This is a genomic window from Variovorax pasteuri (genome assembly GCF_051216435.1).
Lineage (GTDB): Bacteria > Pseudomonadota > Gammaproteobacteria > Burkholderiales > Burkholderiaceae_C > Variovorax.
In genome coordinates, this window is record NZ_JBPJZS010000003.1 from 18,757 (window position 1) to 39,691 (window position 20,935).

Consider the following 20,935-nt stretch of genomic DNA (forward strand, 5'->3'; position numbering starts at 1 on the left):
CAAAGGCGGCTGGGTGCGCGGCGCTTGGAGTGGTCGCGCGCGGTCGATGGTAACCCTGGCGCATGGCCGCATGCCATGGCGGCATGAGCGCGCGGAGCGCGCGGGCATGGTTCATGTATCTTCCTCGCCGCCTCGAAAGAATCCACTTCAACACAGGAGCTCTCCATGTACCTTTCTCCCCGTTTCAGGGCCTTCGCGGCCGGCACCGCACTGCTGGCGGCCAGCGCGCTCGCGCAGGCCCAGCAGGCTCTACCCAATGTGGTGATCCTGGCCACCGGCGGCACCATCGCCGGCGCCGGCGCCTCGGCTGTCAACAGCGCCACCTACGCGGCGGCCAAGGTCGGTGTCGAGAAGCTGATTGCCGGCCTGCCGGAGCTCTCCAAGGTCGCCAACGTGCGCGGCGAGCAGGTGTTCCAGGTGGCGTCCGAAAGCCTCACCAACGACAACCTGCTGACGCTGGCCAAGCGCGTCTCGGCACTGTCGAAGCAGCCCGACGTGGACGGCATCGTCATCACGCACGGCACCGACACGCTCGAGGAAACCGCCTACTTCCTGACGCTCACCGTTCACACCGCCAAGCCGATCGTGGTGGTCGGTTCGATGCGCCCGGGCACGGCGCTGTCGGCCGACGGCGCGCTCAACCTGTACGACGCGGTGAACGTGGCGGGCAGCAAGGACGCGATGGGCAAGGGCGTGCTGGTGACGATGAACGACAACATCGACAGCGGCCGCGACGTGAGCAAGAACGTCAACATCAAGACCAGCGCCTTCTCCAGCCAGTGGGGCCCGCTGGGCATGATCGTCGAGGGCAAGAACTACTGGTTCCGCGCGCCGGTCAAGCGCCACACCATGAACTCGGAGTTCGACATCGACAGCATCAGCGCGCTGCCGCCGGTGGAAATTGCCATGGGTTATGAAGGCGTGTCTTCCGTCGCCATCGACGCCATTGCCAAAAGCGGCGTCAAGGCGCTGATCCACGGCGGCACGGGCAACGGCTCGGTGGCCGACCGCATCGTGCCGAATCTGCAGAAGGCGCGCGCCGACGGCGTGATCGTCATTCGCAGCTCGCGCGTGCCCGACGGCTTCGTGATCCGCAACGCCGAGCAGCCCGACGACAAGTACGACTGGGTGGTGGCGCACGACCTGCGCCCGCAGAAGGCGCGCATCCTGGCGATGGTCGCGCTGACCAAGACCAGCGACACCAAGGAACTGCAGCGCATCTTCTGGGAATATTGATCTCCCCCAGGCTTGCTCGCTTCGCGTAGCCTCCTTCCCCCTTCCGGGGGCAACACCTGCGGCCCGGCGAAGCCGGTTCCGCGGTGTTTCTGGCGAAGACCCGGAGCGCCAAGCTCAGGCCAGCGCGCGCCGCAGCTCCCGGTGTCGAGCGTATTCCAGGCTGCTCACGCACACGAGCAGCCAGGCCAGGCCGGTCAGCAGGCCGGCCGCCACGTCGCTTGCAAAGTGCACCTGCAAGAAGATGCGGCTGCAGGCGATGGTGACGATGGCCCCTGCGGCGGCCATCGCGCCGGGCACGTGCCAGCGCGGCGGCAGCGTGCGCAGCAGCAGGTACAGCAGCATCCCGTAGCTCACGATCGCGCCCGCGCTGTGGCCGCTGGGAAAGCTGTAGCTCGTCTCCAGCGCCAGGCCGTGGTCGTGCAGCGGCCTCGCCCGCGCAAAGATGTGCTTGAGGGCAGGGTTCAGCACCACGATGCCACCCAGGGCCAGCACCCAGCCCAGCGCCAGGGCGCGGTGCCTGTGCCACCACAGCGCGGCCGCCACCAGGACGCATACCGGTGCGAGGAAGGCCGCGTCACCCAGGTGCGTGACCCAGCTGAACACCACCAGCGCGGTCCACGGCAACTGCGCGGCGATGGTGTCGGTCAGCGCATGGTCAGCCTGGCCCAGCACGCGGCCGTCGGAAATGTTCGAGGCGATCCAGGCGAACAGGCTCGAGGCCAGAAGAATCAGCACGAAGCCCGACGCGAGCCCGAGCGCGACGCGCGGTTCGCTGGGCTCTTCGGTGTCCTGCGCCTTGAAGTGGCGCTTTTGCAGCACATGACAGACCGCGCCGGCACCGAGAACCGCAACCGCGAGGAGTGAGAGGAACCAGGGCAGCGCATGGGCGCCGAGCTGCTGGGCAGCGATGACAAGGGGGTGAGAAAGGGGGTGAGAAAGAGAGGCTTCGGTCGACATGCGGCGCACCCTAAGGCCGCGTCGCTTCACTGGCAAGGGAAAGCCCGAATACTTCGGCGCAGCCGAAGGCCTTGTCGCTCGCCACGTAGTCCCAGCGCTCCACCCGGCATGCGCGCTTGCCGCCGGCGATGTCCGCGCGCACCACGTTCACCGAATTGGGATGGCCCGCCCGCACGCGCGACGAGATGGCCGTGCCGGCCTGCACCGCCCATGCCGTGCGCGCGCAGCCCGAGAACGCGTCGTGCAGCGGCCGCACGAAGGGCAGGTGGATGTGCCCGCCCAGGATCAGGTCGGCGCCGGCCGCGCTCCAGCGCGCCACGGCCCGTTCGCGCCCGTGCAGGCGGTTGCCCAGGTCCTGCGTGCGCGTGACCATCACCGGCTGGTGCGTCACCACCACCCGCACCTGCGAAGGCGCGGCCGCTTCCAGCCGCTGCGCCACCCGCTCCACCTGCGCCGCCGAGATGGCCCCGTCTTCGTGCCGGTACCAGCGCGTGGTGTTGACCGCGACCACCAGCCACTCGGGCGATTCGAACACCGGCTCCAGCGTGTCGCCGAAGGCCTTGCAGTAGCGGGCGTAGGGCGCGAAGACGCGCGCCGCCAGCTGGTACAGCGGAATGTCGTGGTTGCCGGGAATCGCCAGCACCGGCGCGCCCAGCCGGTCGGCGAAGGCCCGCGCCGCCGCGAACTGCGCCGCGGTGGCGCGCTGGGTGATGTCGCCCGACAGCACGACCAGGCCGGGCGCCAACGCGAGCGACAGCCGTTCGAGCGCCTGCAGCACGTCGGGCCGCTCGGTGCCGAAGTGGGGGTCGGAAATCTGCAGCAGGCAGCTCATTCGCGGGCCGCTTCGAGCTCGGGCGCCGTTTCCTGCGGCCTGACCAGCCACAGCGGCTCGGGCGACACGCGAAACAGCAGGGGCATGTCGACCCAGCCGATCTCGCCGTCGGTCGCCACCTTGACGCGGCGCGGGCCGAGCCCTCGGCCTGTCTTCACGGTGAGCGACTCGAACGGAAAGCTCAGCACCTGGTCGGCATCGCCGAGCCGGCCCAGCGCCCCGCGCACCAGCAGCCCGGGCATCGACAGCGGCCCCACCGGCTTGAGCGCGATGGCGGCCAGCTGGCCCTGCTCGGGCACGTCGGCCTCGGGAATGCCGACCTGGTGAAGTTGCAACGGGTTGTTGCCGACGAACAGCGTGGGCGTGCGGATGTCGCGCTCCTTGCCGCGCCAGGCCATGCGCAGGTTCCAGTGCCGGTGGCGGCCGCGCAGCACCGTCAGCAGCCCGGCGCCGAAGGCGATCCAGCGGCTGCGGCCATAGCGTGCCTTGTAGGTTTCGCGCTCTTCCAGCAATTCGGCGTACAGGCCCATGCTGGCGTTGACCAGGAACACCCGGTCGTTCACCAGTCCCACCTGCACCGGCCGGGGCTGCTCGGTCAGCAAAATGTGCAGCGCCTGCGCCGTGTCGCGCGGGATGCCGTGGGTGCGGCTGAAGTAGTTGAAGGTGCCCTGCGGCAGCACACCGAAGGCGCAGCCGCTGCCCAGCGTGGCCTGCGCCACCGCGTTGATGGTGCCGTCGCCGCCCGCGGCCACCACCACGCCGCCGGCCGCGCGCGCCCGCTCGACCGCCTCGCGCGCCAGCGCCTGCACGCGGTCGGGGCCGTCGATCACGAAGATGCGGTGCCGGCGGCCTGCCGCGGCGCAGCCCTCCTCGATGACCCGGCGGGCCTCGGCCGCGTCCTCGCTGCCGGAGCCGGCGTTGAGCACGATGAACAGGGGGGCGTCGGGTGCGGTCTCGGGCACAGGCATGGCAGGGAAGGCGGGAGGTGGAACAGGGCGAAAAAGGCGGGGAAGCGCTTGCAGCGGACCCGTCGCACGCGGCGGGTTGGGTGTTGTCGCACCCGCCGGCCGGCCCGGCCAGCAGGCGACTTCCCGAGCCGCTGTGGGAGAGTTGCCCTCCGACCGTAAAATCGCCCGCTTTCGCGGTGCTTCGCCGCGCTACCGTCCAATGTCCGGCCCACGCCGGCCAGCTTCATGTTGACCTTCCAGCAAATCATTCTCAAACTGCAGTCGTACTGGGCCGACAAGGGCTGCGCGCTGCTGCAACCGTACGACATGGAAGTGGGCGCGGGCACCTCGCACACCGCCACCTTCCTTCGCGCCCTCGGCCCCGAACCCTGGAAGGCCGCCTACGTGCAGCCCAGCCGTCGCCCCAAGGACGGCCGCTACGGCGAGAACCCCAACCGCCTGCAGCACTACTACCAGTACCAGGTCGTGCTGAAGCCGGCGCCCAGCAACATCCTGGAGCTCTACCTCGGCAGCCTCGAGGCCCTGGGCTTCGACCTGAAGAAGAACGACATCCGCTTCGTGGAAGACGACTGGGAGAACCCCACGCTCGGCGCCTGGGGCCTGGGCTGGGAGGTCTGGCTCAACGGCATGGAGGTGACGCAGTTCACTTACTTCCAGCAGGTCGGCGGCATCGACTGCAAGCCGATCACCGGCGAGATCACCTATGGCCTGGAGCGCCTGGCGATGTACCTCCAGCAGAAGGAAAGCATCTATGAGCTGGAATGGGCGCCCGGTGTGACCTACGGCGACGTCTATCACCAGAACGAGGTCGAGCAGTCGGCCTACAACTTCGAGCACAGCGATGCCGAGTTCCTGTTCACCGCCTTCAACGCGCACGAGAAGCAGGCCAAGCACCTCATGACCGAGCAGCTCGCACTGCCGGCCTACGAGCAGGTGCTCAAGGCCGCGCACAGCTTCAACCTGCTGGACGCGCGCGGCGCCATCAGCGTGACGGAGCGCGCCGCCTACATCGGTCGCATCCGCAACCTCGCGCGCAGCGTGGCGCAGAGCTACTACGAAAGCCGCGAGCGCCTGGGCTTTCCGATGGCGCCGCGCGAATGGGTCGCGCAGATCCCGCCGAAGAAGGCCGCCTGACCGTCTGCACGCACAGCCGCCATGCCAACCGTCTTCACCCACGTCGCCGTTCCCGTCTGCGCAGCCATTGCGCTGGGCACGCGGCGCGTGCCGGTGTCGGCGCTGCTCGCGGGCATGCTGGCGTCCATCGCGCCCGATTTCGACGGCCTGGCCTTCAAGCTCGGCATCGCCTATGGCGGCATGACGGGGCATCGCGGCTTCACGCACACGCTGGCGTTCGCGCTGCTGCTGGGCCTTGCCGGATGGTGGCTCGCGCCGCGCTGGGGCATGCGCCGGGCGGTCGGCTGGGCATGGATCGCGCTGTGCACCCTGTCGCATGCGCTGCTGGACATGCTGACCAACGGCGGCATCGGCATCGCCATCTTCTGGCCGTTCAGCGACGTGCGGTACTTCAGCCCGTGGCGCCCCATCGAGGTGTCGCCGATCGCGCTGAAGCGCTTCTTCTCGCCGCGCGGCGCGGCGGTGCTGCTCAACGAGATGGTCGTCGTGTGGGCACCTTTGCTGGTGGCCTCGGTGGCCGTGCTGGTTGCGCGCCACACGGTGGAGCGGCGCAGCGGCGCCGTGGCCGCATGAATTCGATTCTTTCTTCTTTCCCCTCCACGGCGCCGCTTTCCTGCGCGGCCGTGACCGGTGCCGCTTGCGGCCCCTCTCCAACAACGCTTTGAGCCATGTCGTCTGCCAGCCTTCTTGTCGAACTGTTTGTCGAGGAATTGCCACCCAAGGCGCTGAAGAAGCTCGGTGACGCCTTTGCCGGCGTCCTGCGCGACCAGCTGGTGGCGCAGGGCCTGGCCGAAGCCGGTTCCGTGCTCACCGCCTATGCCTCCCCGCGCCGCCTGGCCGCGCACCTCAGCCACGTGGCCGAGCGCGCTGCCGACAAGGCCGTGTCGCAAAAGCTCATGCCCGTGGCTGTGGGGCTCGACGCCGCCGGCCAGCCCACGCCCGCGCTGCTCAAGCGCCTGGGCGCGCTGGGCGCCGACGCCTCGGCCGTGCCCGGCCTGAAGCGCGCGATGGACGGCAAGGCCGAAGCCCTGTTCTACGAAAGCACCGCCAAGGGCGCCACGCTGGCCGAAGGCCTGCAGAAGGCGCTGGCCGAAGCCATCGCCAAGCTGCCGATTCCGAAGGTCATGAGCTACCAGCTCGAAAGCGGCTGCGAGCTGCCGGGCTGGAGCAGCGTGAGCTTCGTGCGCCCCGCGCACGGCCTGGTGGCGCTGCACGGCGGCACCGTGGTGCCCATCGAGGCGCTGGGCCTGAAGGCCGGGCGCGACACGCACGGCCACCGCTTCGAGGCGGCGGTCGATCCGGTCGTGCTGCGCGACGCCGACAGCTATGCGCTGCAGCTGCAGGAAGAAGGCGCGGTCATCGCGAGCTTCGAGGCCCGCCGTGCCGAAATCGCACGCCAGCTCGCGGCGGCGGCCGTCAAGGTCGGCGGCGGCTCCGTGCCCATCCACGACGATGCGCTGCTCGACGAAGTGACCGCGCTGGTCGAACGCCCCAACGTGCTGGTCTGCAGCTTCGAGCGCGAGTTTCTCGAGGTGCCGCAGGAATGCCTGATCCTCACGATGAAGGCCAACCAGAAGTACTTTCCGCTGCTCGACGCGTCGAACAAGCTGACCAACAAGTTTCTTGTCGTCAGCAACATCACGCCCGACGACGCGAGCGCGGTCGTGCAAGGCAACGAGCGCGTGGTGCGCCCGCGCCTGGCCGACGCCAAGTTCTTCTTCGACCAGGACCGCAAGAAGTCGCTGGCTTCGCGCGTCGAGTCGCTGGGCAAGGTGGTCTATCACAACAAGCTGGGCACGCAGGGCGAACGCGTGCAGCGCGTGATGCACATCGCGCGCGGCATCGCGGAGAAGCTCGGCAACAGCACCGTTGCCGCGCAGGCCACGCAAGCCGCCCAGCTGGCCAAGGCCGACCTCGTGACCGACATGGTCGGCGAGTTCCCCGAGCTGCAGGGCACCATGGGCCGCTACTACGCGCTGCACGACGGGCTCGATGCCGCGGTGGCCGACGCCATCGAAGACCACTACAAGCCGCGCTTTGCCGGCGATGAACTGCCGCGCAACACCGTGGGCCTGGTGGTGGCGCTGGCCGACAAGCTGGAAACGCTGGTCGGCATGTTCGGCATCGGCAACCTGCCCACCGGCGACCGCGACCCGTTCGCGCTGCGCCGGCATGCGCTGGGCGTGATCCGCATGCTGATCGAGAAAGACCTCGCGCTGGGGCTCGACGCGCTGCTGCAGGACGCTGCCGCGCAGTTCAAGGACATTGCGGGTTTCGACAGCGGCAAGGCCACGGTCGAGCTGCAGGACTTCATTCTCGACCGCCTTGCCGGCAGCCTGCGCGAGCAGGGCGCGAGCGCGCAGGAAGTCGACGCCGTGCTGGCCCCGCGCCCGCAGCGCCTGGGCGAAGTGCCCAAGCTGCTGGCTGCGGTGCGCGCCTTTGCCGCACTGCCCGCCGCCGCGGCGCTGGCGGCTGCCAACAAGCGCATCGGCAACATCCTGAAGAAGGCCCCTGAAGCCGACGCGCATGTCAGCGAGCTGCTGCTGCAGGAGCCCGCCGAGCGCGCACTGCACGCGGCCATGGCGCAGGTCGTGCCCGCCGCCAACGCCCAGTTCGACGCCGGCGACTACACCGCCTCGCTGCAGACGCTGGCCGCGCTGCGCGAGCCGGTCGACGCCTTCTTCGACGGCGTGATGGTCAACGCCGAGCAGGCCGATCTGCGGCTGAACCGCCTGGGCCTGCTGATGTCGCTGCACGCCGCGATGAACCGCGTGGCGCAGCTCGAGCGGCTGGCTGTCTGATCCTCTCCTGACGACTCCACCACGGGCGACACAGCCATGAAACTCGTCATCCTCGACCGCAACGGCACCATCAACGTGCACCGCGAAGACTTCGTCAAGAGCGACATCGAGTGGACCCCGCTGCCCGGCGCGCTCGAGGCCGTGGCGCGGCTGAACCATGCGGGCTGGCACGTGGTGATCGCGTCCAACCAGTCGGGCCTGGGCCGCGGCCTGTTCGACATGGCCTCGCTCAATGCCATGCACGCCAAGATGCACAAGATGCTCGCGGCCGTGGGCGGCAAGGTGGACGCGGTGTTCTATTGCCCGCACAGCCCCGACGAGGACTGCGAATGCCGCAAGCCGAAGCCGGGCCTGTTCCTGCAGATCGGCGACCGCTACGGCATCGACCTGAAGGGCGTCCCGACCTGCGGCGACAGCCTGCGCGACCTGCAGGCCGGCGCGGCCGCCGGCTGCGAGCCGCATCTGCTGCTCACGGGCATGGGCGCGGCCTGCCGCGGCGTCGATCCGCTGCCTTCCGAATACCCGGCGAACACGGTGGTCCACAACGACCTCCCCGCCTTTGTCGATTTCTTGCTTGCGCGCGAAGCGCGGGCTGCACTGCAGGTGGCTGTCTGATGGCGTTTCTTCGTTCCGTTCTCCATGCACTCTGGATGCTCGTCACCGTGGTGCCCTGGGGCATCATCATGTGCGTCAGCTCGATCTGGAAGCGCGGCATTCCGCTGTACTGGATGGCCGAGCGCTGGCTCGGCTGGGCCATCGGCGGCGCGCGCGTGCTGCTGGGCATCAAGACCCGCGTGAGCGGCATGGAAAACCTGCCCACCGACGCGCTCGCCGGCGCGGTGCTGCTGGTGAAGCACCAGTCCACGCTCGAGACCTTCCTGATGCCCACGCTGATGCCGCATCCGCTGGCCTACGTGTTTAAGAAGGAGCTGATCTACGTGCCCTTCTTCGGCTGGGCGATGGCGCGGCTGGACATGATCCACATCGACCGCAGCCAGCGCGCGCAGGCTTTCAACAAGGTGGTCAACCAGGGCCGCAAGCTGCTCGCGCAGGGCATCTGGATCATCATGTTCCCCGAGGGAACGCGCATTCCGCGCGGGCAGAAGGGCACCTACAAGAGCGGCGGCACGCGGCTCGCGTGCGAGACCGGCGTGCCGGTGATTCCCATTGCCGTCACCTCGGCCAAGGTGTGGCCGCGCAAGGCTTTCATCAAGCGCCCCGGCGTGGTCGACGTGTCCATCGGCCCGGCGATCCCGAGCGTGGGGCGCAAGCCCGACGAGTTGATGCGCGAGGTCGAGGCCTGGATCGAGGCCGAGATGCGCCGCCTCGACCCCGAGGCCTACGTCGACAGCCCCAAGCCCGTGCAGGAAGCGGTGCGCTGAGGGCCGCCGGAGAACGCGACATGGCGGGACTGCTTCAGTTCACGTTGGATCTGTTCGAGGGACTGGGGAGTGAGCTTGCGCCGCCGGCGCCCGCACCGGCGCGGCCGCCGCGCGTGAAGAAGCCCAGGCTGGTGGCGCCCCCCGCCATGCCTTTCGTTGCGCCCACGCCGCCCGAACCTGTGGACCCGCACGCACCGCCCGCGGTGCCGCTGGCCGACACCCTGACGCTCGCGCGCTTCGCGCATCCGCAGGCCTCGCGCGAGGTGGTGATCGGCGCCGCGCGCGTGGCCTACGAGTTCAAGCGCGGCAAGCGCAAGACCATCGGTTTCCTCGTCGGCGCCGAGGGGCTGTCGGTGCGCGCGCCGCGCTGGGTCACGCTGCGCGATGTCGATGCGGCCATTCATGAGAAGGCCGACTGGATCCTGCGCAAGCTGACCGAAACGCAGCAGCGGCATGCGCGCGTCGAGGCCACGCGCATCGACTGGCGCGACGGCGCGCAGTTTCCGTTCATGGGCGAGGCGGTGGTGATCCGGCTCGACCCGAAGCACGGGTTCGCGAGCGTCGGCGGCACGCTCGATGCGGCCGAAGCCGACGGTCCGCGCGTGCTGCGGCTCGCCGTTGCCCAGAACGCGGAGCCTTCGCAGATTCGCGATGCGGCGCAGGCTTGGCTCATGCGGCAGGCGCGGCGGCTGTTCATCGAGCGCCTGGACCACTTCGCGCCCTTGCTGGGGGTGCGGTGGGTGAAGCTGTCGTTGTCGAATGCGGCCACGCGGTGGGGGAGTGCCAGTGCGGATGGGTCGATCCGGTTGAACTGGCGGCTGATTCATTTCGGGCCGCGGGTGATCGACTACGTGGTCGCGCATGAGCTGGCGCATCTGCGGGTGATGGACCACTCGCACCGGTTCTGGGAGACGGTCGAGAGCGTCATGCCTGATTACGACCTGCTGCGGCGGCGGCTGAAGGATGAGGCTGTTCCTCGGTGGTGAGGGGGGCTTTGTTTTTTCCCGGGGCCGGGACTCGCTCCGGCGGGCGACTTACTTTCTTTTGCTTCGCCAAAAGAAAGTAAGCAAAGAAAAGGCGACCCCACTGTCTGCGACCCCTGCGCTGCGCTACGGGGCAACCTGCGGTGCTCGCGTTTCGCGGGGTCTCGCAGAACTCGCTTCGCTCAAACAGCTGCGAGCCCTGATCCGCGAAACGCTCCGCTCCTCGGCGCAGCCAGAGGGGGTGGGAACCACCCGGGCCATTGCTTCGCTCGGCCACCAAGTCGCCGCTGGCGCTGCGCGCCAGCGGCGGTTGGTATTGGCTCTTTGGGGTTGGCTGCTGGATGTTTGCTGTTGGGAGCCGAGCGCAGCGAAGGCGTGTCGGTGTCCCAACCCCTTCTGGATGCGCCGAGGAGCGCAGCGTTTCGCGGATCAGGGCTCGCCCTTGTTTGAGCGAAGCGAGTTTGGGCGAGACCCCGCGAAACGTGAGCACCGCAGGTTGCCCGCAGCGAAGCGAAGGGACGCAGCCAGTAGGGGTCGCCTTTCTTTGCTTACTTTCTTTGGCGAAGCAAAGAAAGTAAGTCGCCTGCCGGGGCGAGACCCGGCCCCGGAAAGCAAATTTCACCGAGCGTGCGTAACCCCCCCATCCACCACCAACGTAGACCCCATCACATAGTCCCCCGCACGCGAGGCCAGGTAGATGGCAGCCCCGGCCATGTCCTCAGGCACCCCGATGCGCCCCGCCGGAATGCGGTCCTTCACCACGTCGCCGTGATCCCGCGCATCCTTGTTCATGTCCGAAGCAAACGCCCCGGGCGCGATCGCGCTCACCACGATCCGGTCCTGCGCCAGCCGCAGCGCCATGCGGCGCGTCAGCTGGATCAGTCCCGCCTTGCTGGCCGCATACGAGTACGTCTCCTGCGGGTTCACCGAGATCCCGTCGATCGATGCGATGTTGATCACCTTCGACAGATGGTCCGTCGCCGCCTTCTTCAGCATCGGCGTCAGCGCCTGCGTCAGGAAGAAGGGCGTCTTCAGGTTCAGGTCCACCACCTTGTCCCAGCCGCTCTCCGGAAACTCTTCATACGGCGCGCCCCAGGCGGCACCGGCGTTGTTCACCAAAATGTCGAGCGAGTCTTCGTGCTTCGCATAGGCCGCGACCAGCGCCTGCGCGCCTTCCAGCGTCGACACGTCGGCCGGCAGCGACACGCAGTGGCCGAAGGCCGACAGCTCCTTCGCCGTCTGGTCGCAGGCCGCGGCCTTGCGCGCCGAGATGTACACGCGCGCGCCCTGGGCCAGGTAGCCCTCGGCGATCATGCGGCCGATGCCGCGCGAGCCGCCGGTGATCAGGGCGGTGCGGCCCTTCAGCGAGAAGAGTTGGGTGGTGTCCATGGTGCGGGTGTCTCCTGAATGAAATATTTTCAGGAAACGAGCTTAGTGCGCGCACCGCCGCGCGCGCGTCACCTCGGTGTCAGCGACAGGCTCCGCGGGCTCTCAAAGCTGCGCAGCGCACCGGTGAGCGGGTCGACGAACGAGAGCGACTTCGCCAGCAGCTGCAAGGGCTTGCCGAAATCGTCCGCGCCCTCGGGCAGCAGCACGGGGTAGATCGGGTCGTTCACGATCGGCATGCCCAGCGCCTGGCAGTGCACGCGCAGCTGGTGCTTGCGGCCCGTGACCGGCGACAGCCTCAGCAGCGCGCGGCCGTCGCGCACCTCCTGCACCTCGATGCGGGTCTCGGAGTTGGGCTCGCCGGGTTCTTCGCGCACGCGCATGAAGTGGTCGTCGTCGACCAGCCGGCTGCGGTAGACCTCGGGCACCGACGACACGCCCTCCTGCCAGGGCACGACCGCCTCGTAGTGCTTGTCGATGCGGCGCTCCGGAAACATCGCCTGGTAGGCGCCGCGCGTGGCTTGGCGCACCGAGAACAGCACCAGCCCCGAGGTGCTGCGGTCGATGCGGTGCATCGGCACGAGCTCGTCGATCTGCAGCTTGCGCTTCAGGCGCACCAGCAGGCTCTGCTGCAGGTACTTGCCGGTGGGCGTGACGGGCACGAAGGGCGGCTTATCGACCACCAGCAGCTCGTCGTCCTGGAACACGATGTGCTCCTCGAACGGAATGCGCACTTCGTTGTCGAGCGCGCGGTAGTAGTACACCCGCAGCGGCGACTGGTAGCGCCGCGCCACGGTCACGGGCACGTGGTGCTCGTCGACGACGTCGTTGGCTTCGATGCGTTCGATCCAGGCCTCGCGCGTGATGGCGGGAAAGCGCTCGATCAGGAACTCGGCGATGGTGGGCCAGGGGCCGTACGGAAGGCCGACGCAGCTCGGGCCGACGCCGTCGCGCGTGGGCAGCGGCAGTTGGGGCGGCGGGCGTCGGCTCATGGCGAGGAAGACGCCTGCTGCAGCAACCGCAGCGCCTCTGCGAACGACGGTCGCGCGGTCGCGTCGGGCTGCAGGCAGCGGTCTTTCAGCGCCGCCACCGAGGCCGGCACGGCGTCGGTGCAGCGTTCGATCAACTCCTCCAGCAGGCAGCCGAAGGCGCGCATCTCCAGGCCCTGGAACGCGCGCGCCTGCGCGGCGGCCAGCGCGCCGGTCATCCAGGCCGCGCCGAAGTCGCCGAGCCGGCCGCCGCGCTGCGCATGCCACAGGATGTTGTGCGCGTAGAGGTCGCCGTGAAGAATGCCGCGCGCATGCAGATGCTGCATGGCCGAGGCGATGTCGCGTGCGATGCGCAGGGCCACGTCGCACGGCCAGCGCGCGTCGCCCGCGTAGACGTCGCGCGTGCACGACGCCAGGCTCGGCGGCCCCGCGAGCGTGACGAAGGCCGGATCGACCAGGCCCATCACCAGGCCTTGCGTGCCCTCGGGATGCCCGTCGATGCGGCTTTGCGCGGCGATCAGCGTGGGGTGCGCGCCGGCCGCGATGCAGGCCGCCATTTCGCTGTGCGGCCAGCCGTCGCTGGTGACGGCCCCCTTGAACAGCTTGACGGCCACCTGCTGCGCCTTGCCGAGCGTGGCCTGGTGGATCACGCCCGAGGCGCCTTCACCGAGCTTGCGGCCCAGCGTCAGCTCGCGCCAGCCGACGTGCGGCACCGACTGCGCGGCGATCGCCGCGTCTTCGGCCCGCGTGTCGAAGGGGTTGCCCGCGCAGGCGAGCCACGACAGGCGCGGCAGCGACAGCAGCCAGGCGGGCAGCGTTTCGAAGCGGTTGGCCGAGATGCGCAGCAGTTCGAGCTGCCCGAAGCCGGCCATCGAAGGCGGCAGCGCACGCAGCCGGTTGCCCGCCAGCATCAGCTTCTGCATGCCTGTGCAGTGGCCGAGCGAATTGGGCAGTTCCTCGATGAGGTTGTCGGTCAGGATCAGCCAGCGCAGCGACGCAGGCAGCGAGGCCTCCGGCACGGTGCGGATCCGGTTGGCCTTGAAGCCGACGATGTCGAGGCCGCGGCACCGGCCGAGGGCTTCGGGCAGCGTGGTGAAGCGGTTGTCCGAGCAGAACAACACGCGCAGGCGGTGCAGCCGGTGCAGGTCGTCGGGCAGCGTGGCCAGCGCGTTGCCCGACAGGTTCAGCACCTCGAGGGAATCGGCAAGGTCGAAAATTTCGCGCGGGAACTCGGTGAGCCCGCACGAGAGATCGATTCGTTGTGCGCCTGCCAGCTGGCCCGCGCGGAGCTCAGCCAGCGTGTTCATGCGGGGAGTCTAAATGGCCTGCAATGTCCGCCGGCGGTGCCCTGGTTGGCGCCTTAGCTGGCGCCGAAACGGTAGATGCCGTCCTTGCCCAGCTCGCGCTTCACCTGGCCCGCGAACCACAGCAGGTGCAGGTGGGCGACGGACTCGCCCATGGCAAAGGTCATCTGGTGCAGGTCGAGCGCGCGCTTGAACAGGATCGGCAGGCCTTCGGCCGCGGTCATCGGGCTCGCCGTGCAGGCTTCGAGCAGCTCGGCGAGCCGGTCGCGATGGTGCTCCTGCAGCTGGTCGACGCGGCGGTGGATGCCGGTGAACGGCTTGCCGTGCGAAGGCAGGCCGAGCGTGTCGGCGGGCAGCGCCTTGAACTTGTCGATGCTGTCCAGGAACAGGCGCAGCGAGTTCGCCTCGGGCTCGCCCGCGTGCACGCTCACGTTGGTGGAAATGCGCGGCAGCATCATGTCGCCGCCCAGCAGCAGCTTGAGTTCGTCGCAGTACAGCGCGATGTGCTCGGGCGCGTGGCCGTAGCCGACGATGCAGCGCCAGGCGTGGCCGTCGATGGTGACGGTGTCGCCGTCTAGCATGCGCACGAAGGTGTCCGGCACCGAGGGCACCAGTTCGGCGTAGTAGTTGGTGCGCCCGCGGATCTTGGCGATGGCCTCGGGGTCGGTCATGCCGTGCGAGGCGAAGAAGCGCGCCGCCTGCTCGCCGCCCGCCAGGGTGTCGCCGTTGGCGCTCAGCACGCGGGCCACGTTGTAGTCGGTGGCGCTGATCCACATCGGCGCGTTCCAGCGTTCGCACAGCCAGTGGGCCAGGCCGATGTGGTCGGGGTGCATGTGGGTGACGATCACGCGCAGGATCGGCAGGCCCTGCAGCTGGGTCTCGAAGATCTGCTCCCATTGCGCGCGCGACTCGTCGTGGGCAATGCAGCAATCCACCACCGTCCAGCCGGCCACGCCGTCGAGGGTGTCGCGCAGCAGCCAGAGGTTGATGTGGTCGAGCGCAAAGGGCAGCCGCATGCGGATCCAGCGCACGCCGGGCGCCACTTCCATCGCTTCGCCGGGCTGGGGCAGCGTGTCGCCCAGGGGGTAGTGGAGTTCGCGTTCGAGAAGGTTCATGTAAGATTGACGTTTACGTAAACGTCATGGGTTAAGGGCACCATTGTAGGGATCGCCGCATGAATCTGCTGTCGCCCCCGCAACGCCCCTTCTGCAACGCCCTTTTGCCACCACCGCTGCTCGCTGCCATGCCCGCGTCCACCTTCACCATCAGCCAGCTCGCGAAGGAGTTCGACCTCACGACGCGGGCCATCCGCTTCTATGAAGACATGGGCCTGCTCACGCCCGAGCGCGCCGGGCTGCAGCGCGTGTACAGCGCGCGCGACCGGGCGCGGCTCACGCTCACGCTGCGCGCCAAGCGCCTCGGCCTGAGCCTGACGGAGGCCAAGGACATCCTCGACATGTACGACAGCCCGCGCGACACGGTCCCGCAGCTGGAAAAATTCCTCGGCGTGCTGGGTACCCACCGGGCACAGCTCGAGGCGCAGTTGGCCGAACTGCAGGCCAACCTCGCGGAAGTGCGCGAGCACGAGAAAAAGGGACAGGCCACGCTGGCCAAGGCCCAGAAGGCGAACAAGGCAGGCAAGGCGACGCGATCCGCAAAGCTTGCCGGCGCCAGGACCTGAACACACGACTCATCGACAATAGACCCACTATGGCCGACAACACTGACAACCTCGACGACCTCTTTGCCCACAACCGTGCGTGGTCCGCGCAAATGGAGCGCGACCGCCCCGGTTTCTTCACCAGCCTGGTCAAGCAGCAGACGCCACGCTACATGTGGATCGGCTGCTCCGACAGCCGCGTGCCCGCCAACCAGATCACCGGGCTGGAGCCCGGCGAGGTGTTCGTGCACCGCAACGTTGCCAACATCGTGGTGCACTCCGACCTGAATGCGCTCTCGGCGATCCAGTTCGCCGTGGAGCACCTGAAGGTCGAGCACATCATGGTGGTGGGCCACTACGGCTGCGCCGGCGTGAAGGCCGCGCTGAGCGGCAAGCGCATCGGCCTGGCCGACAACTGGATCCGCCACATCCAGGACGTGCGCGACCGCCACCACGTCATGCTCGAGAGCCTGCCCGACGAAGAGGCGCGCGTCGATGCGCTGTGCGAACTGAACGTGGCCGAGCAGGTGGTCAACGTGGCCGTGAGCACCGTGATGGTCGACGCCTGGGCGCGCGGCCAGAAGGTGCGCATCCACGGCTGGACCTTCGGCGTGCACGACGGCCTGCTGCAGGACCTGGGCCTGAGCGTCGACGGCGCCAAGCCGCTGGACTCCGTCTACAAGGCCGCGGTGCAGCGCATCCGCTACAAGTGGAGCCGCCCGGGCGAGGTGATGCAGGCGCTGACCACGCAGGGCGCGCAGGTGAACCAGGCCGTGCAGGAAGCACAGGCCATGACGCCGCAGCCCGAGGCGGGTGGCACGGGCGCTGCCGCCGCAACCTGACCCAGCGGTTTCCCTTTCGGCCCGTCCATGTTCCCGCAGCGCCTCGACTCGCCGCTGGCCTATGAGATCGCCAAGGCGATGATGGACGGCTTCAACCGCCACTACCGGCTGTTTCGCGCCGAGTCGGCGCGCGCCAAGCACCGCTTCGAAACCGCCGACTGGCACGGCCAGCAGCGCGCGCAGCGCGAGCGCATCGAGTTCTACGACCTGCGCGTGAGCGAGGCCGTGGCCCGGCTCGAAAAGGAGTTCAAGGCCGGCGAGCAGCCGATGGACGTGTGGCACCAGGTCAAGCTGCACTACATCGGGCTGCTGGTGGACCACCACCAGCCCGAGCTGGCCGAGAGCTTCTTCAACTCGGTGACCACCAAGATCCTGCACCGCGCGTACTTCCAGAACGACTTCATCTTCGTGCGCCCGGCCATCAGCACCGAGTACATCGAGCCGCGCGGCGCGCCCACCTACCGGCCGTACTACCCCAAGCCCGAGACGCTGGCCGACACCGTCGAGCAGATGCTCGACGACTTCGCGCTGCTGGGCACCTTCGCCAACAAGCGGCGCGACGCCGAGCGCGTGGCGCAGGTCATCCTGAACCGCTTTCACCAGGTGAAGCTGCGCGCCAACTTCCAGCTGCAGGTGCTCTCGGGGCTGTTCTTTCGCAACAAGGGCGCGTACGTGGTCGGCAGGATCATGAACGGCTTCGTCGAGATCCCGTTCTCGCTGCCCGTGCTGCACGACAGCCGCGGCAGGTTCTACATCGACGCGGCGCTGTTCGGCGAAGACGACCTGCAGATGCTGTTCAGCTTTGCGCGCGCGTACTTCATGGTCGACATGGAGGTGCCTTCGGCATGGGTGCAGTTCCTGCGCTCGCTCATGCCGCGCAAGCCGCGCGCCGAGATCTACAACGCGCTCGGCCTGGCCAAGCAGGGCAAGACGCTGTTCTACCGCGACTTCCTGTCGCACCTGAACTATTCGAGCGACCGCTTCCGCATCGCGCCTGGCATCAAGGGCATGGTCATGCTGGTGTTCGACCTGCCGTCGTTCCCGTTCGTGTTCAAGCTCATCAAGGACTTCTATCCGCCGCAGAAGGACACCACGCGCGAGCAGATCAAGGGCAAGTACATGCTCGTGAAGCAGCACGACCGCGTGGGCCGCATGGCCGACACGCTGGAGTACAGCGACGTGGGTTTTCCGCTCGACCGCTTCGAGCCCGGGCTGATCGAGGAGATCCAGAAGTTCGCGCCCAGCCAGCTCGAGATCGGCGACCGCGACGGCAACGGGGAGATGGAGGTGGTGCTACGGCACGTCTACATCGAACGCCGCATGATCCCGCTGAACATCTACCTGCAGGAAGCCTTCGACACGCTGGCCGCCCCCGAGAGCCCGGCGCATGCGAAGCGCGCGAAAGACCAGCTGGAGCATGCGGTGGTCGAATACGGCAACGCCATCAAGGACATGGTCGCGGCCAACATCTTTCCCGGCGACATGCTGTGGAAGAACTTCGGCGTCACGCGCGGCGGCAAGGTGGTGTTCTACGACTACGACGAGATCGAATACGTCACCGACTGCAAGTTTCGCAAGGTGCCCGCGCCGCGCAACGAGGAAGAAGAAATGAGCGGCGAGGTCTGGTACTCGGTGGGCCCGAAGGACGTGTTCCCCGAAACCTTCGAGCCCTTCCTGCTGGGCAACCCCGATGTGCGCGCCGCCTTCATGGCGCACCATGCCGACCTGCTCGACGCCGCCTTCTGGCAGCACCACAAGGAACGCATCCAGGCCGGGCAGATGCTCGATGTGTTCCCGTACGAAGAATCGCAGCGCTTCCAGCATGAAGGCCACGCAACGCATTTCTGAGCAACCGGTTTTTTTGTTTTTTGCTTCGCTTCCACATTCCTGAAGGAGACCTCCACATGTCCGAATCCATCGTCATCGTCGGCCTGGCCCGCACCCCCATGGGCAGCTTCCAGGGCGACTTCTCTTCGCTTTCCGCGCACGACCTGGGCGGCGCCGCCATCAAGGCCGCTGTGGAGCGCGCCGGCATCGCGCCCGACAGCGTGGGCGAAGTGCTGTTCGGCAACTGCCTGATGGCCGGCCAGGGCCAGGCACCGGCGCGCCAGGCGGCCTACAAGGGCGGCCTGCCCGACAGCGCGGGGGCCGTCACGCTCAGCAAGATGTGCGGATCGGCCATGAAGGCCGCCATGCTGTCGCACGACCTGCTGCTGGCCGGCACGCACGACGTGATGGTGGCAGGCGGCATGGAAAGCATGACCAACGCGCCCTACCTGATGCTCAAGGGCCGCGGCGGCTACCGCATGGGCCACGACCGCATCTTCGACCACATGATGCTCGACGGCCTGGAAGACGCCTACCAGCCGGGCCGCTCCATGGGCACCTTCGGCGAAGACTGCGCCGCCAAGTACAAGTTCACGCGCGAACAGCAGGATGCGTTCGCCATCGCCAGCGTGGAGCGCGCCAAGAAGGCGACCGAAACGGGCCTGTTCAAGGACGAGATCACCCCCGTCACGGTCAAGGGCCGCAGCGGCGACACCGTGATCTCCATCGACGAAGGCCCGGGCAAGGTCAAGCTCGACAAGATCCCCACGCTCAAGCCCGCGTTCAAGAAAGAGAACGGCACCATCACCGCCGCCTCGAGTTCGTCGATCAACGATGGCGCGGCCGCGTTGGTCATGATGACCGAGTCGCACGCGAAGAAGATCGGCGCCAGGCCCATTGCGCGCATCGTCGGCCACGCCACGCACGCCCAGCAGCCCGAGTGGTTCTCGACCGCGCCCGTGGGGGCCGTCGCCAAGCTGTTCAAGAAGACCGGCTGGGCGGTGAAGGACGTGGACCTGTGGGAAGTGAACGAAGCCTTCGCGGTGGTCCCGATGGCGCTGATGCACGAACTCGACGTGTCGCACGAGATCGTCAACGTGCACGGCGGCGCCTGCGCGCTGGGCCACCCGATCGGCGCGAGCGGCGCGCGCATCATGGTCACGCTGATCCATGCGCTGAAGGCGCGCGGCAAGAAGCGCGGCGTGGCCACGCTGTGCATCGGCGGGGGCGAAGGCACGGCGGTGGCACTCGAATTGCTATAACGACCAAGGGTCGGCGGGCGTCCGGACAACGGGCGCCCGCCGGCTTTTTCTTTTTCGGATACTTCAAAACATGCGTAGAGCAGGAGATTTCATGCGCCCATCCATCCACCGTACCGCCGTTACCGCCATCAGCGCCATGCTGGCCGCTGCCTTCATGGCACCCGCCGCCTGGGCCCAGAAGCGCGACAACGTGCTGTTCCAGGCTGCCACCGACGAGCAGCCCGCGGTGATCAAGACGCTGGAGAAACTCGTCAACATCGAGACCGGCACCGGTGACGCCGAAGGCATCGCCGCCGCCGGCAACTACCTCGAGGGCGAGCTCAAGAGCCTGGGCTTCACCGTCACGCGCAGCAAGTCGGCCGGCATCGTGGTGGGCGACAACATCGTGGGCAAGCTCAAGGGCCGCGGCGGCAAGAACCTGCTGCTGATGTCGCACATGGACACCGTGTACCTGAAGGGCACGCTCGCCAAGGCGCCGTTCAAGGTCGAGGGCGACAAGGCCTACGGCCCCGGCATCGCCGACGACAAGGGCGGCAACGCCGTCATCCTGCACACGCTCAAGCTGCTGAAGGACTACGGCGTGCGCGACTACGGCACCATCACCGTGCTGTTCAACACCGACGAGGAAAAGGGTTCCTTCGGTTCGCGCGACCTGATCCAGGAAGAGGCCAAGCTGGCCGACTACGTGCTCTCCTTCGAGCCCACCGGCGCCGGCGACGAGAAGCTCTCGCTGGGCACCTCGGGCATCGCCTACGTGCAGGTCAACATCACCGGCAAGGCCTCGCACGCGGGCGCCGCGCCCGAACTGGGCGTGAATGCGCTGGTCGAGGCGTCCGACCTCGTGCTGCGCACGATGAACATCGACGACAAGGCCAAGAACCTGCGCTTCAACTGGACCATTGCCAAGGCCGGCAACGTGTCGAACATCATCCCCGCCAGCGCCACGCTGAACGCCGACGTGCGCTACGCGCGCAACGAAGACTTCGACGCCGCCATGAAGACGCTCGAAGAGCGCGCGCAGCAGAAGAAGCTGCCCGAGGCCGACGTCAAGGTGCTCATCACGCGCGGCCGCCCGGCCTTCAATGCCGGCGAAGGCGGCAAGAAGCTGGTCGACAAGGCCGTGGGTTTCTACAAGGAAGCCGGCGGCACCCTGGGCGTGGAAGAGCGCACCGGCGGCGGCACCGACGCGGCCTACGCGGCGCTCTCGGGCAAGCCGGTGATCGAAAGCCTGGGCCTGCCGGGCTTCGGTTACCACAGCGACAAGGCCGAGTACGTGGACATCAGCGCCATTCCGCGCCGCCTGTACATGGCCGCGCGGCTGATCATGGACCTGGGCGCCGGCAAGTAAGCAAGCAATCCCCGAACCGAAAAC

General features: G+C 68.0%; 19 protein-coding genes. 12 read left to right on the forward strand and 7 right to left on the reverse strand.

Annotated elements, in window-relative coordinates:
• The first annotated feature begins 165 nt into the window (after window positions 1-165).
• The gene (locus ACSFBM_RS13570) at window positions 166-1,236 is read left to right on the forward strand and encodes an asparaginase (RefSeq protein WP_435484818.1); all 1,071 of its coding nucleotides are present in this window, start codon (window positions 166-168) and stop codon (window positions 1,234-1,236) included.
• Window positions 1,237-1,350: 114 nt separating this feature from the next.
• Here the strand turns inward: ACSFBM_RS13570 and ACSFBM_RS13575 are convergent, their stop codons facing one another.
• The 3 genes from ACSFBM_RS13575 to ACSFBM_RS13585 form a co-directional block, all read right to left on the reverse strand.
• Window positions 1,351-2,055 carry a phosphatase PAP2 family protein gene (locus ACSFBM_RS13575; RefSeq protein ID WP_435484819.1) on the reverse strand — a complete coding sequence of 235 codons (705 nt, stop codon included), beginning with the start codon at window positions 2,053-2,055 and terminating at the stop codon, window positions 1,351-1,353.
• Window positions 2,056-2,203: 148 nt separating this feature from the next.
• On the reverse strand, window positions 2,204-3,025 hold the full coding sequence (locus ACSFBM_RS13580; RefSeq protein ID WP_435484820.1) for a metallophosphoesterase family protein: 822 nt from the start codon (window positions 3,023-3,025) through the stop codon (window positions 2,204-2,206).
• Window positions 3,022-3,993: a diacylglycerol/lipid kinase family protein gene (locus ACSFBM_RS13585; protein ID WP_435484821.1), complete on the reverse strand. Its 972-nt coding sequence runs from the start codon at window positions 3,991-3,993 to the stop codon at window positions 3,022-3,024. Before ACSFBM_RS13585 ends, ACSFBM_RS13580 begins: the two co-directional genes overlap by 4 nt.
• A 225-nt stretch (window positions 3,994-4,218) precedes the next feature.
• Here ACSFBM_RS13585 and glyQ point away from each other — a divergent pair, with 225 nt between their 5' ends.
• The 6 genes from glyQ to ACSFBM_RS13615 all read left to right on the forward strand — a co-directional run bounded on the left by glyQ (window position 4,219) and on the right by ACSFBM_RS13615 (window position 10,296).
• Window positions 4,219-5,127, forward strand: coding sequence for a glycine--tRNA ligase subunit alpha (glyQ, locus tag ACSFBM_RS13590; RefSeq protein WP_435436730.1), 909 nt, complete (start codon window positions 4,219-4,221; stop codon window positions 5,125-5,127).
• 21 nt (window positions 5,128-5,148) lie between these two features.
• On the forward strand, window positions 5,149-5,700 hold the full coding sequence (locus tag ACSFBM_RS13595) for a metal-dependent hydrolase (RefSeq protein ID WP_435484822.1): 552 nt from the start codon (window positions 5,149-5,151) through the stop codon (window positions 5,698-5,700).
• 95 nt (window positions 5,701-5,795) lie between these two features.
• Window positions 5,796-7,928, forward strand: coding sequence for a glycine--tRNA ligase subunit beta (gene glyS / locus ACSFBM_RS13600; RefSeq protein ID WP_435484823.1), 2,133 nt, complete (start codon window positions 5,796-5,798; stop codon window positions 7,926-7,928).
• A 36-nt stretch (window positions 7,929-7,964) separates the two neighbouring features.
• Window positions 7,965-8,543: a D-glycero-beta-D-manno-heptose 1,7-bisphosphate 7-phosphatase gene (gene gmhB, locus ACSFBM_RS13605; protein WP_435484824.1), complete on the forward strand. Its 579-nt coding sequence runs from the start codon at window positions 7,965-7,967 to the stop codon at window positions 8,541-8,543.
• The gene (locus ACSFBM_RS13610) at window positions 8,543-9,310 is read left to right on the forward strand and encodes a lysophospholipid acyltransferase family protein (RefSeq protein ID WP_435436734.1); all 768 of its coding nucleotides are present in this window, start codon (window positions 8,543-8,545) and stop codon (window positions 9,308-9,310) included. The genes gmhB and ACSFBM_RS13610 overlap by 1 nt, the downstream gene beginning before the upstream one ends.
• 20 nt (window positions 9,311-9,330) lie before the next feature.
• The gene (locus ACSFBM_RS13615) at window positions 9,331-10,296 is read left to right on the forward strand and encodes a M48 family metallopeptidase (RefSeq protein ID WP_435484825.1); all 966 of its coding nucleotides are present in this window, start codon (window positions 9,331-9,333) and stop codon (window positions 10,294-10,296) included.
• 615 nt (window positions 10,297-10,911) lie between these two features.
• On the opposite strand, the gene ACSFBM_RS13620 is transcribed toward ACSFBM_RS13615, so the two are convergent.
• From ACSFBM_RS13620 to ACSFBM_RS13635, 4 genes are all read right to left on the reverse strand, one after another.
• Window positions 10,912-11,682: an SDR family oxidoreductase gene (locus tag ACSFBM_RS13620; protein WP_435436736.1), complete on the reverse strand. Its 771-nt coding sequence runs from the start codon at window positions 11,680-11,682 to the stop codon at window positions 10,912-10,914.
• Window positions 11,683-11,750: 68 nt separating this feature from the next.
• Complete coding sequence (locus tag ACSFBM_RS13625; protein WP_435436737.1) at window positions 11,751-12,671, reverse strand: pseudouridine synthase; 921 nt, start codon at window positions 12,669-12,671, stop codon at window positions 11,751-11,753.
• Window positions 12,668-13,975, reverse strand: a complete 1,308-nt coding sequence (locus tag ACSFBM_RS13630; protein ID WP_435484826.1) for a leucine-rich repeat-containing protein kinase family protein — start codon at window positions 13,973-13,975, stop codon at window positions 12,668-12,670. Before ACSFBM_RS13630 ends, ACSFBM_RS13625 begins: the two co-directional genes overlap by 4 nt.
• Window positions 13,976-14,028: 53 nt before the next feature.
• Window positions 14,029-15,087, reverse strand: coding sequence for an MBL fold metallo-hydrolase (locus ACSFBM_RS13635; RefSeq protein WP_435484827.1), 1,059 nt, complete (start codon window positions 15,085-15,087; stop codon window positions 14,029-14,031).
• 128 nt (window positions 15,088-15,215) lie between these two features.
• Between ACSFBM_RS13635 and ACSFBM_RS13640 the strand changes: the two genes are divergently transcribed.
• The 5 genes from ACSFBM_RS13640 (at window position 15,216) to ACSFBM_RS13660 (ending at window position 20,911) form a co-directional block, all read left to right on the forward strand.
• The gene (locus ACSFBM_RS13640; RefSeq protein WP_435484828.1) at window positions 15,216-15,653 is read left to right on the forward strand and encodes a MerR family transcriptional regulator; all 438 of its coding nucleotides are present in this window, start codon (window positions 15,216-15,218) and stop codon (window positions 15,651-15,653) included.
• A gap of 29 nt (window positions 15,654-15,682) precedes the next feature.
• On the forward strand, window positions 15,683-16,474 hold the full coding sequence (gene can, locus ACSFBM_RS13645; protein ID WP_435484829.1) for a carbonate dehydratase: 792 nt from the start codon (window positions 15,683-15,685) through the stop codon (window positions 16,472-16,474).
• 27 nt (window positions 16,475-16,501) lie between these two features.
• Entirely contained in the window at window positions 16,502-18,322 is a 1,821-nt protein-coding gene (gene aceK, locus ACSFBM_RS13650; protein WP_435436742.1) for a bifunctional isocitrate dehydrogenase kinase/phosphatase, read from the forward strand.
• Between the two features lie 56 nt (window positions 18,323-18,378).
• The gene (locus ACSFBM_RS13655) at window positions 18,379-19,563 is read left to right on the forward strand and encodes an acetyl-CoA C-acyltransferase (RefSeq protein ID WP_435484830.1); all 1,185 of its coding nucleotides are present in this window, start codon (window positions 18,379-18,381) and stop codon (window positions 19,561-19,563) included.
• Between the two features lie 91 nt (window positions 19,564-19,654).
• Window positions 19,655-20,911: a glutamate carboxypeptidase gene (locus ACSFBM_RS13660; RefSeq protein WP_435484831.1), complete on the forward strand. Its 1,257-nt coding sequence runs from the start codon at window positions 19,655-19,657 to the stop codon at window positions 20,909-20,911.
• Window positions 20,912-20,935: the final 24 nt, after the last annotated feature.